10 protein-coding genes and 1 pseudogene are annotated in these 14,949 nt (G+C 67.7%); all 11 read right to left on the reverse strand.

Features of this window, described 5'->3' with window-relative positions:
- Positions 1 to 2,556: N,N-dimethylformamidase beta subunit family domain-containing protein (locus AC1DRO_RS11535; protein ID WP_476950908.1), on the reverse strand; the 2,556-nt coding region annotated here is incomplete at its 3' end.
- Between the two features lie 461 nt (positions 2,557 to 3,017).
- Positions 3,018 to 4,334, reverse strand: coding sequence for a M18 family aminopeptidase (locus tag AC1DRO_RS11540; RefSeq protein ID WP_476950909.1), 1,317 nt, complete (start codon positions 4,332 to 4,334; stop codon positions 3,018 to 3,020).
- Between the two features lie 63 nt (positions 4,335 to 4,397).
- Positions 4,398 to 5,291, reverse strand: a pseudogene (locus AC1DRO_RS11545) (dioxygenase family protein).
- A gap of 248 nt (positions 5,292 to 5,539) precedes the next feature.
- Positions 5,540 to 7,024 (reverse strand): amino acid permease, encoded by a 1,485-nt coding sequence (locus AC1DRO_RS11550; RefSeq protein WP_476950910.1) that lies wholly within the window; start codon positions 7,022 to 7,024, stop codon positions 5,540 to 5,542.
- A 285-nt stretch (positions 7,025 to 7,309) separates the two neighbouring features.
- Positions 7,310 to 8,068, reverse strand: a complete 759-nt coding sequence (locus AC1DRO_RS11555) for a response regulator (RefSeq protein ID WP_476950911.1) — start codon at positions 8,066 to 8,068, stop codon at positions 7,310 to 7,312.
- Positions 8,028 to 9,407: a sensor histidine kinase gene (locus tag AC1DRO_RS11560; protein ID WP_476950912.1), complete on the reverse strand. Its 1,380-nt coding sequence runs from the start codon at positions 9,405 to 9,407 to the stop codon at positions 8,028 to 8,030. The genes AC1DRO_RS11555 and AC1DRO_RS11560 overlap by 41 nt, the downstream gene beginning before the upstream one ends.
- Before the next feature lie 36 nt (positions 9,408 to 9,443).
- On the reverse strand, positions 9,444 to 10,328 hold the full coding sequence (locus AC1DRO_RS11565; protein ID WP_476950913.1) for an ABC transporter permease: 885 nt from the start codon (positions 10,326 to 10,328) through the stop codon (positions 9,444 to 9,446).
- A 3-nt stretch (positions 10,329 to 10,331) separates the two neighbouring features.
- The gene (locus AC1DRO_RS11570; RefSeq protein ID WP_223914891.1) at positions 10,332 to 11,273 is read right to left on the reverse strand and encodes an ABC transporter ATP-binding protein; all 942 of its coding nucleotides are present in this window, start codon (positions 11,271 to 11,273) and stop codon (positions 10,332 to 10,334) included.
- Positions 11,274 to 11,451: 178 nt separating this feature from the next.
- Positions 11,452 to 12,948 (reverse strand): phosphatase PAP2 family protein, encoded by a 1,497-nt coding sequence (locus tag AC1DRO_RS11575; protein WP_476950914.1) that lies wholly within the window; start codon positions 12,946 to 12,948, stop codon positions 11,452 to 11,454.
- Between the two features lie 15 nt (positions 12,949 to 12,963).
- The gene (locus AC1DRO_RS11580; RefSeq protein ID WP_476950915.1) at positions 12,964 to 14,151 is read right to left on the reverse strand and encodes an MFS transporter; all 1,188 of its coding nucleotides are present in this window, start codon (positions 14,149 to 14,151) and stop codon (positions 12,964 to 12,966) included.
- Positions 14,148 to 14,921: a DeoR/GlpR family DNA-binding transcription regulator gene (locus tag AC1DRO_RS11585; protein ID WP_476950916.1), complete on the reverse strand. Its 774-nt coding sequence runs from the start codon at positions 14,919 to 14,921 to the stop codon at positions 14,148 to 14,150. The genes AC1DRO_RS11580 and AC1DRO_RS11585 overlap by 4 nt, the downstream gene beginning before the upstream one ends.
- Positions 14,922 to 14,949: the final 28 nt, after the last annotated feature.

Consider the following 14,949-nt stretch of genomic DNA (forward strand, 5'->3'; position numbering starts at 1 on the left):
GCTGACCGTAGCCGTATATGTCGCGCTATAGGCCAGGGCGCTTCCCGGCGTGAACGCCGCAGTTTTGCTCGCCGAATCGTAGGAAACCGTCCCCGCGACGGACGAATTGGCTGAATCCTTGAGCGTGAATACCACCGAGGACGCCGTCACCGCCTGACTGAACGTCGCCGCCGGCTTCACGCCCACATCCACACCCGTCGCACCGCTCGCCGGAGACACCGACGAAACAGCCGGKGCCGACGGAGCCGACGGGCTAAAGACGGCATCCACCCAGTAGTACTCCGCGGCGTAGATCTGGTTGGGAAAGGTCGACGACGTGCCGTACCGAAAGAACCCATTGGGGGTACCAGGAAGGCTGCGGGTGAAATGCAGAGGGGCGCTGTCCGTGCTGCCGTTCCCCGCGGGTGGCGGAGATGGGTGGTTATAGAAGAATCCCTCGTCTTGGGAATAGTGACCGGACGGAGCATAGTACGAAACCACGTACATCGTGTTGGCTGTAACAGCAAGGGCTGGCGACAAGCTGACGGTTTGCCACCCTGTGGACGACTCTCCGGTGAAGGTGGCAGTGGCTAGGCGCTGACCGGACATGTTCCAGACATTCCCCACATGTGTGCCGGTGTTCTTCGCGGCCTTGTAGAATCGCACGGCGCTGATGGTTCCGGCGACATCCGCGTAGAACTTCGCGCCGACCTCGACGCCAGACCCATCACCGGAGTCCGCAGCCGCCGGGGCGACATTCACGCCGACCAGTGAGCACGGGCACGAAATGTTAGTAACAGACCCTGGGGCTGGAGACTCAAGGTTACCGCTGTCGTCCACTGCCCGAGACTGTAGGGTCGACGTCGGATTTCCGTGTGCAATCCACTGATAGGTCCAGCTTGTGGTTCCCGTGGCGGGGCGCCAGGTCTTGCCGCCGTCGGTGGATATCTCGACGCCCGCCACGACGCCACCGGTGTCCGCAGCGGTGCCGCTGATGGTCACAACCGTGCCATCAGCTATTGTGGCGCCTCCCGCAGGAGACGTAATTCTCGACGTCGGCGCTGTGGTATCCGTTGACGCCACGGCCGGGGTCAGCCCGGCGATGATGGTCACCGGCTGGGTCCCCATGTCAGCGAAGAGATTGACGGTGGCCTGCTGCATGTTCTTGTCCACGGCTTTTCCAGTCGTGTAGCCGTCGAGTCCCCAAGACCACTGCACTGTGCCAGCGCCGAAGACCAAGGCGCCGCTAGCCGCTTTGTAGGTCGTGAGGTTGTGAGTCGCTGTCCCAGGATTCTTTGTGGTGGATCCATAGTCGGTGAAGACTTCCGCAGTCGTGCTGGTGGTTTGAGACAATTTAAAGGATCCGGCGGGTCTGAAGCCGTTATCCGAATCGGAGTCCCATTCGTAGCCAAGCGTGCCCAACCCGGCGCCCAAAGTAGCCGTGGTTCCCGCGGACAGCCCGGCAACCGTGGTGTTCCTCCACAGCCGCAACTTGCTGAAACTGGCGGGAACGGTGATATCGGTAGTACCAGAGTTGACCAGGAAGAACTGTCCGGTCAAGGCGTTCTCTGGGTTCCCGCCGCCCGTGGCAGTTCCGTAGCGCGGGTCGCGCCAGGTGCCGGTCCAGGCGACCGGATCTGTCGGGGCATTGAAGTGTGTGTCTTTATACGACACCAGAGTGCGGCCTTGCGTATTCGTACCGTCGGAGCTGGGCTCCCACCGAGTCTTCCAGAACATTTCGTTGCCGCTGAAGAAGGCCAGATGAACCCCGGCGTCCCGGGCGGCTTCCACATTGGTCCGTTGGTCCGCAGACCAGTATTCGTCGTGGCCCACGGACATGAATGACTTATGGTTCAGGAGCAATGGCCCCTTGGTGGCGACGTCAAGACCGCTCATGTAGCTCACGTCGTAGCCGTTGGCCTCCATGAACCGGATCATGGGATATTCGGCATACATCAGCCAGTTCTGCCCTTGAGCATCCCCCGCAGTCGAAAATGGCCTGTTGTAGGAGACCTTGAACGCGGCCTTGTACGCCAACGGGCTGCCCGGTGGGCATGACACCGTGCAGGCGTAGAGGCTGTTCCCCCCGTAGCTGTTGTAGGCCTGCCACGTCGTATCCGAGGTCTGGAACATGACGTCTGAGTGAGCGGCGTCGTCGCGGACCACGAAAGGAATGACGCTGACGCCGGTGGCATCATTGCGCACGAGCCGTGCGATATACACTCCGGAAACGGCCGACCCCGGGACCTGCCAGGACGCTGAGACTGCCCAGTTCCCGCAGTCAATCAATCCGGTGGCGGAGAACGTCGCGCACGCCGGCTGGGTCTGCGGAAGCGAAGCGCTCGGCAGCACGTTCGCCGCGACTTTCCGGGCGCCCAGCCCCTGGTAATAGCCAAGGCGGTAGACATCGATGTGGTACGAAGTGGACGGCGTCTTGACCTTGAATTTCACGGTGTCGCCAATGTTGACGCTCATGGACGTGGAATAGCCCTGGATCGTGCTGCTGCCCGCGCCGGAAACCTGCCACTCCGAGGCCGGGTTGCCCGGCTGGGTGTTTTCGCAGGCTACTTTGCTCACAATCGGGACGGTGCATGGCCCTGCCGCAGTCGCCGCCGGGACGCCCAGGACGGACAATGCCGCGGCGAGTAGGGCCGTAATCACGGCGGCGACTGTCGGCCGGACAATCCGGCGGGGCAAAAAGGCGTGTGCAGACTTCACGGTGGACTCCCTGCTGGGCGCGATCACTCTAGGGCGCGGCCGCGGTTTCTGCACTACCTAGGCCTGACCAGGACACCGATACCTCGGAGTCCAAATGTTTGGTGCTATCAAGTTGTGTTGAAGCCGGTCGCAGGCGGAGGCGTCGAGGTGACTCTCCGCGGCAGTCCGGAACCTGGACCACCAACCTGCGGGGGCTTCCATACGCCTTGAACTCTAGGACCGCCCCGGAACCCCTGCCAGAGGATCGGAGTCAACTTTGTGGGTATCCGCAGGATCCATGTGGGTCTGCTTTATGCCGCTCAACCCCCACTGACCTGCGGTTACGCCGCCGTCCGGAAAAACGTCCGGGTCACCGTGGCCAGCCGGTGCGGGTCCTGAACTCCGCAGAGCTCGCGCGCCGAGTGCATCGAGAGCAGGGGCACCCCGACGTCGACCGTCCGGATCCCCAACCGGGTGGCTGTCAGCGGGCCGATCGTCGAGCCGCACGGCATCACGTTGTTGGAGACGAATTCCTGGTACGGAATACCGGCGTCGGTGCACAGCCGGGCCCAGAGGGCGGCGCCGGCGGCGTCGGTGGCATAGCGCTGGTTGGCATTGATCTTCAGCAGCGGCCCGCCGTTCAGGACCGGCCGGTTGGCGGGATCGTGCCGCTCCGGATAGTTCGGGTGCACGGCATGGCCCGCGTCCGCCGAGACGCAGAACGACGCCGCGAACGCCTGCCGCCGCTGGCTGACCGAAGCGCCGAGCCCGTCGGAAATCCGCACGAGGACGTCTTCGAGGACGGGCCCGCACGCGCCGGATCGGGACGCTGAGCCGATTTCCTCATGGTCGAAGGCGGCCAGCACGGCGATCGGCGAACCGCTCGGCGGCGTCATGGCGGCGTGGGCGATCAGCGCCGTGAGCCCTGCATGGGTCGCGGAGAGGTTGTCGAGCCGGCCGGAGGCAAAGAATTCGCCCCGCGCGCCGAACACCGCCGGGGCCTGGGTGTCCGCGATGACGACGTCGTACCCGCCGATCTGCGCCGGATCCACCTCGGCATCGGTAACCCTGTCCGCGAGGAGCCCAAGCAGGTCCTCGCCGGCGGGATCGCCCAGGCCAAAGACCGGATTCATGTGCTGTTGCTTGTCCAGGGCCAGGCCTTCGTTCACGGCCCGGTCCAGGTGGATGGCGAGCTGCGGGAAGCGCAGCAGCGGGCCAGTGGACGTGAGGTGCTGTGTGCCGTCGCGCATGACGAGCCGGCCGGCGAGCTGCAGTTCGCGGTCCAGCCAGGAGTTCAGGAGGGGTCCGCCGTAGACCTCGACGCCGGCCTGCAGCCAGCCGAACTTGCCCGTGGTGGGCTTCGGCTTGAGTTTGAAGGACGGCGAGTCCGTGTGGGCGCCAAGGATGTTGAAACCGGTGGTCGGTCCGGCGCCTGACGGCACCACCCAGGCGATGAGGGCGCCGTCGCGGATCACATAGAACTTGCCGGCAGTGGCGGCCTTGGGCTCCGGCCAGGGCTGCAGTTCGTCCAGGCCCGTGAAGCCAGCCGCGTCCAGCCGGCGCGCGGCTTCGTGGACGGCGTGGAAGCTCGACGGCGACGCGCTGACATACGCGCCGAGGTCCTGGATGTGCTCTTCGGCAGTGCTCGGTGTTGGCATGGCTCCGAGTCTAGCCCGGCACACACGGGCCCCGCGGCCCGGGTGGGCCGGGCGCCGCCTTGCCTAGACGGTGACGTTGAGGCCGGCGGCGTAGCCCGCGGCTACCGAGCCGCTCACGGTGGCCAGCTGGTAGATACCGCCGTCGTTGCCGAAGACGTTGTCGTATTTCAGCGTGGTGCGGGGGAAATTCTGCGCACTGGATTCGTAGCCGGCCGACGCGTAGACCTCTTTGCACGCCGCCTCGGTCAGGGCGATCTGGGACACCGCCAGGACCTGGCCGGCCGCCGTCGCATTGCTCAGGGACTCGAACACTTCGAAGTGGATGTGCGGCCAGCGGCCGCTGTAGGCGCCGGGGTAGATGGTCTTGAACGTGACCTGCCCGTTGGCGTCGGCCTCCTGGACGCCGCGGAGGTAGTTCTCGTTCTGAAGCCCGGAATCGTACATGGAGTATTTGCCCTCGCGGTCACAGTGCCAGGCGTACACCGCCGCACCGGCCAGCGGGGTGCAGCCGTTGGCTTAGTCGAGAAGGGTCAGCGTGACGGTCAGCGGTACGCCCTCGGCTGTGCTGGTGGAGGTCCCGAAGCTGGATGTGATGTCCTGACGGACCACGCCGGATGCCTCGAGGACGTTGGGTCCGTTGGAACCGTCACCGGGGTAGGGCCCGGCGGTTTCCTGCGGGATTTCGACCCCGCACTCGGCGATCGCCCGGGTCAGCGTCGGAGTGGCCGGGGCCGACGACGACGTCGCCGCGGCCGAGGGCGCCGGGGCTGGTGCCGCCGATGTCCCCGCGGCCGACGTCGAACTGCCGCTGGTGCCGCTGGTGCCGCCCGGGCTGCAAGCCGCAAGGGCAGCGGCCGTTCCCGCGCCGAGGAACATGCCCAGCGTTCGGCGGCTGACGAGGGTGGAGAGATCGAATTCCAGGCCGCGGTCGTGGTTGGGGTGCGGGGGCTGCGGCATTTTTGTCATGACCCCATCGAACCCGGCAGCGCTATGGGCTGGCTAGTCCCTTCCTGTGACGCGGCTGTGCTCCGGCACGCATGGACATTCCCTCCCCTCGGCCCGGAGACTGGGCATGTCCCCCCGGCACGCATGGACATGCCCTCCCCTCGCGCCGGGCAGTGGACATAATGGCGCTATGTCCAGTGGAGGGCGCGGGGGGAGGGCATGTCCGGTGGGGCGGGACCGCCGCGGGGGCGTCCTGGAGGCTACGACACCGGACGGGCGCCCACCGTGGCGTCCTCGGCGTCAACCACTGTGGCGTTCCCGGCGCGAGCCACGGAAGCGTCCTCGGCAGCGTCGGCAGGAGCCTCGGCGGCACCAGTTGCGGGAACGGTGGCCTTGGAGCCGTTCCTGCGGTAGCGGAAGACTCCGATCCCCACCACGACGGCGGCGAGAGCCAGCGAGAGCAGCAGCGATTCCCGGGTGGATTCCAGGATCACCATGCCGATCAGCAGGGCCACGATGCTGACGATCGATACCCAGGTCAGGTACGGGAAGAGCCACATTTTCAGCTGGAGGTCCTTGGCGGCGGCGCCCATGCGGCGGCGCAGTATCAGCTGTGAGCCGGCAATGACGAGCCAGACGAACAGCGCGATGGCGCCGGAGGTGTTGACCAGGAACAGGAAGACCGTGTCCGGGGCGATGTAGTTCAGCCCGACAGTGACGAAGCCGACCACCGTCGAGGCCAGTACCGCGGCGGCAGGCACGCCGCGCTTGGAAATCCGCATCCATGACTTGGGGGCGTCGCCGCGGCGGGACAGCGAGAACAGCATGCGGCTGGCGGTGTAAAGGCCCGAGTTCAGGCAGGAGAGCACCGAGGTCAGCACTACGATGTCCATGATGGTTCCGGCGCCGGGGATGCCGAACAGTTCGATGACCGCAACGTAGGGGCTCTTGGCGACGGAGGCCGAGTTCCAGGGCAGCAGGGTGACCACAATGGCGATGGAGCCGATGTAGAAGACGAGGATGCGCCAGACGGTGGACTTCACGGCCTTCTTGACGGCGTCGACCGGGTTCTCGGATTCGCCGGCGGCGATGGTGGCAATTTCCGCGCCGAAGAAGGAGAACACCACCACGAGGATGCCGGCCAGGACGGCGCCGGGGCCGTTGGGCATGAACCCGCCGTTACCGATCAGGTTGTCCAGGCCGGGCGCCGGAACGCCGGGGATGAGGCCCAGGATTGCGGCAGCGCCGAAGAGCAGGAAGAGCACGATTGCCGCCACCTTGATGGAGGCGAACCAGAACTCGAACTCGCCGTACGACTTCACGGACCCGAGGTTGGTGAGCGTCAGCAGCACCATGAGGACAAGCGCCCACACCCACTGGTCAATGCCGGGGACCCAGCGGTGCATGATCGCTGCCCCGGCCGTGGCCTCGATGCCGAGGACGATGATCCAGAACCATGCGTAGAGCCAGCCGATGCTGAACCCGGCCCAGCGGCCCAGGGCCTTGTCCGCGTAGGTGGAGAATGACCCGGTTTCCGGGTTGGCCGCGGCCATCTCGCCCAGCATCCGCATGACGAGGATGACGACGAGTCCCGCCGCGGCGTAGGCAACCAGGATGCCGGGGCCGGCCTGCTGGATCGCCGCACCCGAACCGACAAACAGTCCGGCGCCGATCACCCCGGCGATGGCGATCATGGACAGATGCCTGGGTTTCAGGGATTTTGAGAGCTGCTGGTCAGCGGGCATGGAAGCGCCGTCCTTCGTGGGGGGTTCAGGCCCGCTCGTTGCCGGCACGGAATCGCATCCATGCTGTGCGGCGGACCACAATGTCGTTTCACACTAGACCGCGCGGCACACCGTCCGTCTTGTGCAGTCCCACATATGACGGCGGCTCAGACCGGGCCATCACCCAACGCGAGGGCCAGGGAGTCAACCAAAGTTGCCTCATGGGCAATTCGGCAATGTGCCTGAAACCACTGCTTCAGATACTACCTGCCGGTAACCTGCCTTACGACGGCCGGGCGACGGCCGTCAATAGTCCGCGTTGCTGGGCACCACGAGGCCGGTCTCATATGCGTACACCACGGCCTGGACGCGGTCGCGGAGGTGGAGCTTGGTCAGGATCCGGCGCACATGCGTCTTGACGGTGGCCTCGGACAGGAAGTACCGGTGCGCGATTTCGGCGTTGGAGAGTCCCTCCGCCATCGCCCCGAGCATCTCGTTTTCGCGGGGTGTCAGGTCTTCCAGCAACGGATCCCGCGCCGGGCGTGCGGGGCTGCCGGCCTGCTGACCGCCCTCGTCCCCGGCGTGCCGGCCGCCGGCGCCGCCTGTCCCCGCAGGATCCAGGCCGCCGGCACCGCGGACATAGGTCTCCAGCAGCCGCTGCGTAACACGGGGTGCCACCACGGCGTCGCCGCTGGCCACCACCCGCACCGCGCTGACCAGTTCCGCCGGCGCCACGTCCTTGAGCAGGAACGCAGAGGCCCCTGCCTGCAGTGCTGCAAAGGCGTATTCATCGAGGTCAAAGGTGGTCAGGATGATGATTTTTGCGTCGGAGCCCGAGGCGGCGATCGCCCGGGTGGCCTCGATCCCGTCCAGCACCGGCATCCGCACATCCATCAGGACGACGTCGGGCGCAAGCTCCCGGACGTGGCGGACCGCTTCGGCGCCGTTGGATGCCTCGCCCACGATGCGCAAATCGTCTTCACCCTCCAGGATGAGGCGGAAACCCATCCGAAGCAGCGGCTGGTCATCCACCAGCAGGACGCGTACCGGCATGTTGTCGGACATTGTTCCCCCTTAATTCCGTGGCATTCTCGCCGTTGCAGTTCAGTTCCGCGTGCACGCGCCAGCCGCGGTCGCCGGCGCGCCCGGCGTACACGGTGCCAGCGTAGATCCTGGCCCGCTCCCGCATCCCGGCGATTCCATGCCCGGTGCCGAAGGAGTCCAGTGCGTCAGGCTTCGCCTGCGCGCCGGTTCCGGGAGCCCCCGGGTCAACGGTGCCCCTGCCGTCGTCGAGCACTTCAATGGTGACGCGGGAGCCGTTCCGGACAATGCTGACCTCCACCCGGCTGAGGGCGCGGCCGTAGCGCAGCACGTTGGTCAGCGACTCCTGCACAATTCTGTAGACGGTCAGCTGGAACGCCGCATCGTCGGGCAGAGACGGGCCGGTGTGCGTGTAGTGCAGCGGCAGTCCCGCGGTGCGGAAGCCCTCGAGCAGTTTGGCCAGGCTGCCCCCGGCCACCAGCGGCTCGCGCGGGGCATGTCCCGTGGCGGCGTCCTCGCGCAGCACGCCAAGGACGCGCCGCATGTCGGCCAGCGCGGTGCGTCCGGTCCGGGAGAGTTCGGCCAGGACGCCGGCGGCGCGCTCCGGATCCTTCTTGACCACGACGGCGGCGCCGTCCGACAGGCTGATCATGACCGTCAGCGAGTGCGCCACGACGTCGTGCATTTCGCGCGCGATCCGGTTCCGTTCCGTGACCGAGCCCAGCTGCTGGGCCCGGGCGGCCCAGGCCGCGATCTCGTGCTCGTGCTCGCGCCGCTGCCGCACCGAGATCCCGATCCCCGTGGCGATCACATTCGAGAGCGCGATGCCGATGCCCGCCGCGATGCCCGTCAGCAGCTGGAAATTCTCCGGTGTGCGGACGGCCATGTCCGGGAGCCGGCCGTCCAACGGGCCGACGGCCAGCAGGAAGTACAGGAGCAGCAGCGGGGCGGTGGTCAGGGCCAGGGCGGCGAGGGCGAACCGCCGGGTGCGGACGACGGCGACGGCGTACAGCGAAAACCAGAGCCCGGCGGAGACATTGGACCCCCAGGGATGCAGGAAGGTGACCGCCAGTTCCAGGGCCCCCACAACCGCCGCCACCCGCACCGGATACGCCCGCCGGAAGAGCAGGACCGGCGCGGCCGCGGCGAGCAACACGGCCACCGGCCAGTCGCCGTGGATGACCGATTCGACCGCCGTGGGCGTGACCAGGACCAGGTAGCAGAGCACCACCAGGACGTCCATGACCCGCGGATTGGCCAGCAGGTAGCGCCGGAGCCGGCCGCGGCGGCGGGCCGTGAGTTCAGCAAGGGACGCGTCGGCCGGTCCGGCCGACGCGTCCCTGACAGGTACCGCATCGATCATGCTCTGAGCCTAGACTCTGGGGCCCGTGGCGCCGGCCTAAACGTCCCGCCTCTTGAGCAGGACGGCGGCCAGGAGCACCGGGATGACAACCCAGGCGCCCAGCACCAGGGCGGCCTGCCAGGCCTCGAGGGTGTCCGGGAGGTGCTCCACCGCGGTCAGCGGATCCACGGTGTTGCCGGGCAGGTACTTGCGGGCCTCCACGAAGAAGTCGCCCGGAATGAGCTGGAAGGCGATGGGTGCCACGAAGAACAGACCCACGAGGCTCATGATGCCGCCCGCCGAGTTGCGGATCAGCGTGCCCAGCGCCATGCCGATGGCCGCGACCGCCGCCACGTAAATGCTGTTGACAAGGAGCAGCTTGACCGACTGCGAGCTGCCCAGGTCCAGGCCCAGGCCGTAGTTGTCCAGGATCGGCACGGATACGAATCCGGCGGCCAGGGTGGATGCGGCGGTGACGACGAAGGAGGTCACCACCACCACCACGAGCTTGGCCGCGAAGGCGGGGATGCGTTTGGGCACCGCCGCGAACGTGGACCGGGCCATGCCCGTGGTGAACTCGGAGCTCATCAGCAGCACGCCGAGGGAGCCCAGGATCAGCTGGGCGAACGCGATGCCGGAGGTGGGCACGCTGACGACGATGTCGCCGCCCTGGGCCGCGAGCCTGGCGCCGACCTCCGGGTCCCGGGCCGCGGCCTCGGAGAACTGGCCCGTCCCCCAGGCCGAAAGCGCCCCGAACCCCACCATGACCACCACTGTGGAGCCAAGCAGGATCAGAGTGGAGAGCAGGGTGCGGAACTTGATGAATTCGGAGTTGAGGACCCGCAGGAAGCTGGGGCCGGGGCCGGAACTGCTGCCGTTTCCGGACCGCGGTGCGTCGGCGCCGCGGCGCGAGGGCGTGGATTCAACGGTTGTGGAGCTCATGGCTTAGTTGCCTCCGGCTTCGACGGGAACGGCGCCCGTGGTGATCAGCGAGTGGTATTCGACCTCATCCTTGGTCAGTTCCATGTAGGCCTCCTCGAGGCTGGCCTGCAGCGGGGTGAGTTCGTAGATCATGACGTGGTTCTCCAGCGCCGCAGTGGCGATCTGGCGCGGGTCCAGGCCTGTGACTTCGAGGAGTTCGCGCTCCTGGACCTCCACCGAGACCCCGGTCCCGGCCAGCAGCTGCATGAGCCGGTCCGGCTGGTCGGTGCGGACCCGCGTCCGGCCCTGGCCCTTGCCGGTGATGATCTCCTGGATCGGGGCGTCCGCAATGATCCTCCCGCGGCCGATCACGATCAGGTGGTCCGCCGTGACGGCCATCTCGCTCATGAGGTGGCTGGAGAGGAAGACCGTGCGGCCCTCGGAGGCCAGGTACTTCACCAGGTTGCGGACCCACACCACGCCCTCCGGGTCAAGGCCGTTGACGGGCTCGTCCAGGATGACGGTCTGCGGGTCGCCCAGGAGGGCGGCGGCGATGCCCAGCCGCTGGCCCATGCCGAGCGAGAAGCCGCCGACCTTCTTCCTGGCCACCTCGGCCAGTCCGGTCATCTCAATGACTTCGTGGACCCGCTTCTTCGGGATGCTGTGGGTCGCCGCCATGGCCAGCAGGTGGTTGTAGGCGGAGCGGCTCGTGTGGACTGCCTTGGCATCGAGCAGGGCGCCGACGTCGCGCAGCGGTGCGGCGTGCCCGGTCAGCGGGGACCCGTTGACCGTCACCGAGCCCGACGTCGGCCGGTCCAGCCCCATGATCATGCGCATGGTGGTGGATTTTCCGGCCCCGTTCGGGCCCAGGAAGCCGGTGACCCGGCCGGCTTCGACGGTGAAGTTGACGCCGGCGACGGCGGTCTTGTCGCCGTAAACCTTGGTCAGGCCTCGTGCTTCGATCATGGAAGCGTTCCTTTGCGTTGCGGGAGATGATCCGGGGCACCGCAGTCACGGGCCCGTCTGCACACCACGCTACCGAGGCAACCTGCGTATTTCGCCGGTCTCAGGGATGATTCAGGGACTAATCAGGGTAGTCCGGGAGGATGACAGGGGTTTGGACGACGGGGTCGGGCGACAGGGTTCAGCCGAGGGGCGAATAGTAGGTCAGCGCGCCGGGGCGGACCGAGAATTCCACCCGCCGCACCCCGGGCATGACCTCTCCGTCGACGGCGAGGACCATGGGCCCGTTCCCGGGTTCCACCGTGATCATGTCCGTTTCGCTCAGATGGGTGATCCCGGACGTGGCCACGGTGCCCGTGAGCACGGCCCAGAGCAGCCGCAAGCGGGCGAACGGCTCATCGGCGGTGATCATCCGCAGATCCAGGACGCCGTCCGCCAGTACCGGGCGCACCAGCGGCGCATGGTCGCGGGGGTAATAGCGGCCGCGGCCGATGTACAGGATCCAGAGCCGGTGCCGCACCCCGTTGACGATCAGCGTGGTGGGGGTGCCGGCCGCGAAGGTCCGGAGCATGGCCACCACTCCGGCCAGGGGTTTGCCCAGTGCCGGCTGGAGCTGCTCCCGCCGGCGGACCAGGTTCGGGTAAAGGCCGATGCTGGCGGTGTTGAGCATCATCAGCTCGAGCTGCTCCGGGCTGTCGGGGAGCCCGCGCTCGACACTCACGTGGCCGACGTCGGCCACAGCGGCCTCGCCGCGAGACGCCGCCTGCACGGCGTCCGCCAGGGTGGGGGTTCCGGCGTCGCGGGCGAAATGGTTCAACGTGCCGCCGGGGAGCACCAGCAGCGGGAGGGAACGTTCGACGGCGGCGGCCGCAGCGGAGCCCACGGTCCCGTCGCCGCCCCAGACGCCCAGGGCCGCAATGCCCGGCCGGGTCGCGACCTGGGCGATGCCCGCGTCGACGGACTCACCGGGCCCGATTTCCTTTATATACGCTTTAGGGAATACTTTTTGCAGGGCGTCGGCAGTCTCGTCAGCATAGGACCCGCCGAGGGTGTTGACCGCGATGCCGAGCCCCTGGCCGTCAGGGAGTTCCGCGGCCGGGGCGGCGCCGCGGCGGGTTTCCGGGAATGGCGGCCGGACGGGCCACCACTTCCGCGTCACCATGGCCGCGCCGGCGCCGATCGCGGATCCGAAGAGCACATCCGAGGGCCAGTGGGCCCCGGTGTGGACCCGGGAGTAAGCCACTCCGGCCGCGAGGGGGGCCAGCGCCGCACCGAGGGCCGGGCGGACCATGCCGACCCCGAGTGCGAAAGCCACCGCGGAGGCGGAGTGTCCCGACGGCATCGACGAACTCGTCGGCTGCGGGTTCACGAAGCGGAAGACCGGAAGGTGTTCGGGCAGGGGGCGGGCCCGGGGCAGGAGGGTCTTGAACACGACGTTGGTGACCGCCGAGGCGGCGCCTTGCGCGATGAGTCCGTGCACCGCTGCCCGCCGCGTCTTGCCGGGCACCAGAGCCATGGCTCCGGCAACGCCGAACCAAAGTTTGCCCTTGTTGGCGGCGGCGGACAGACGGCGGAAGAAGTCGTCATGGCCTCCTCCCGGCAGATTGGAGATGGCGCCCACCAGTTTGCGGTCGAATTTCGACAGGCGGCCGGGGGCCTTCCTCAGCATGGTTCGCATTGGACCACCATACTGCTACCTCGCGGGCAGCGGCTTCGCGGCTCCGGCCAGGACCAGCGCCACCACAATCGGAATCCCGATCGCCAGCAGGGCGGTCCTGACACCGGTGACATCACCCAGGTAGCCCAGCAGGGGCGGCCCGGCGAGGAAGGCAATGTAACCCAGCGTGGACACCACGGACACCCGGGCGGCCGCCTTCTTGGGGTCGTCCGCGGCGGCGGACATCCCGATCGGGAACGCGAGGGCTGCCCCCACGCCCCAGAGCACGGCACCGGCGGTGGCCAGCCAGATGGTGCCGGCGAACACGAAGAGGCAGAGGCCCGCGGTCGCCGCCGCCATGCTGGCCCGCAGCACGGCAACGCGGCCGTAGACGTCGATCGCACGGCCACCGAAGAAGCGCATGGCGGTCATGGCCAGCACGAACGCGGCGAACAGCAGCGCCCCCGTGGACTGTTCGGCGCCCAGGCCGTCAACCGCGGCCTTGGCAATCCAGTCGTTGCCGGCGCCTTCGGTCAGGGTGGCGCCGAGGACGACGACGCCGATCAGCAGCGTGCGCCCGTCCCGCCAGGCCGAACCTGCGTTGCCGCGGTCCGCGTCCCCCGCGGCGGGTGCCTCCGCAGGCAGGTGGGGCAGGAAGTACCGGGGGGCCACCGTGGTCAGGACGGCGACGACGGCGGCTATGACCAGCAGGTGCTCCGGGAGCCCGACCCCCAGGGTGGATAGTCCGGCGCCGATCAGGGCGCCGACGAACGCGCCGCCGCTGAAGGCCGCGTGGAACTGCGGCATGATGGTGCGCCCGAGCCGGTGTTCGACGTCGGCACCTTCAATGTTCTGCGAAACATCCCACAACCCGACGCCGATCCCGAAGAAGAACAGGGCAATGGCAGTCCCCGGGATGGAGGCCGCCATCAGTGAGAGCGCGACGCCGACGCCGGCCGCCGCGGCCACGAGTCCGGCGCTGCGGACGGTGTTGGCGGTGCCGATCCGGCCGACGACGAACCCGGCAGTCGGCAAGGCGATCAGCGAACCGACCGCGACGCACAGCAGGAGGGTTCCCATCTGGCCCGCGGTGATGTGCAGGATCTCCGTCACGGCCGGGATGCGGGCTGCCCAGCTGGCGAAGACTAACCCGTTGATGCCAAAGACAAGGAAAGTCGCCCCGGTGGCAGCCTTGAGTTGCGGGACGGTTGCGGTACTGGTCATACGATCACTGCTTCCACCGAGTGCTGGGTGAGTTGGTCAAGTTCTTCCGGGCTGAGCTGCCGGTCCGTCACGATGGCATCCACGGCGTCCAGGGAGGCGACGAGGGCGACGGCGCTGGCGTTCCATTTGGTGCCGGCACAGGCGACGATCACCCGGGCGGCGGATTCGAGGCCGGCGCGTTTGACTGCGGCGTCGTCGAGGTCGTGGGCCAACAGTCCGTCCTTGAGGTTCAGGGCGCAGGGCGTGACGACGGCGGTGTCGAAGCGCAGTGAGCGGATGTTGGATTCCGTCATCGGCCCGCGGAAGGAAAGTTCGCCGGGGACGAGGCTGCCGCCGGGCAACAGGAGCTCGGGGCGGCGCCCGGCCGGAGCGTCGTCTGCCGACAGCGCGGTGACGGCCCGCAGCGACATCGGCATGATCGTCATCTCACGCTGGCGCAACCGGCGGGCGATCTCCGTGGCGGTGGTGCCGCTGTCCAGCCAGACGTGTCCACGGTCCGCGAGCATGGCCGCCACCCCGGCGGCGATCCGCAGCTTGGCGGTGTGGTCCTCGAGTTCGCGTTGCCCGTAGTGCGGGTTTTCGCCGCCGAAAACCAGGCTCCTGGCTCCGCCGTGGACCCTTCGCAGCACGCCGTGCAAGGCCAGGATGTCGAGGTCACGGCGGATGGTGGCGCCGGAGGCGCCGCAGGCGGCCGTCAGTTCGTCCACCGTCACGTGCTCCCGGTCGCGCAGCAGTCCGCCGATCAGGCGGTGCCGCTCATCAGTGTTCATGCTCAAATGCTAGCGGCTGGTGAGCATT

Source organism: Arthrobacter sp. P4_F11 (assembly GCF_056401395.1).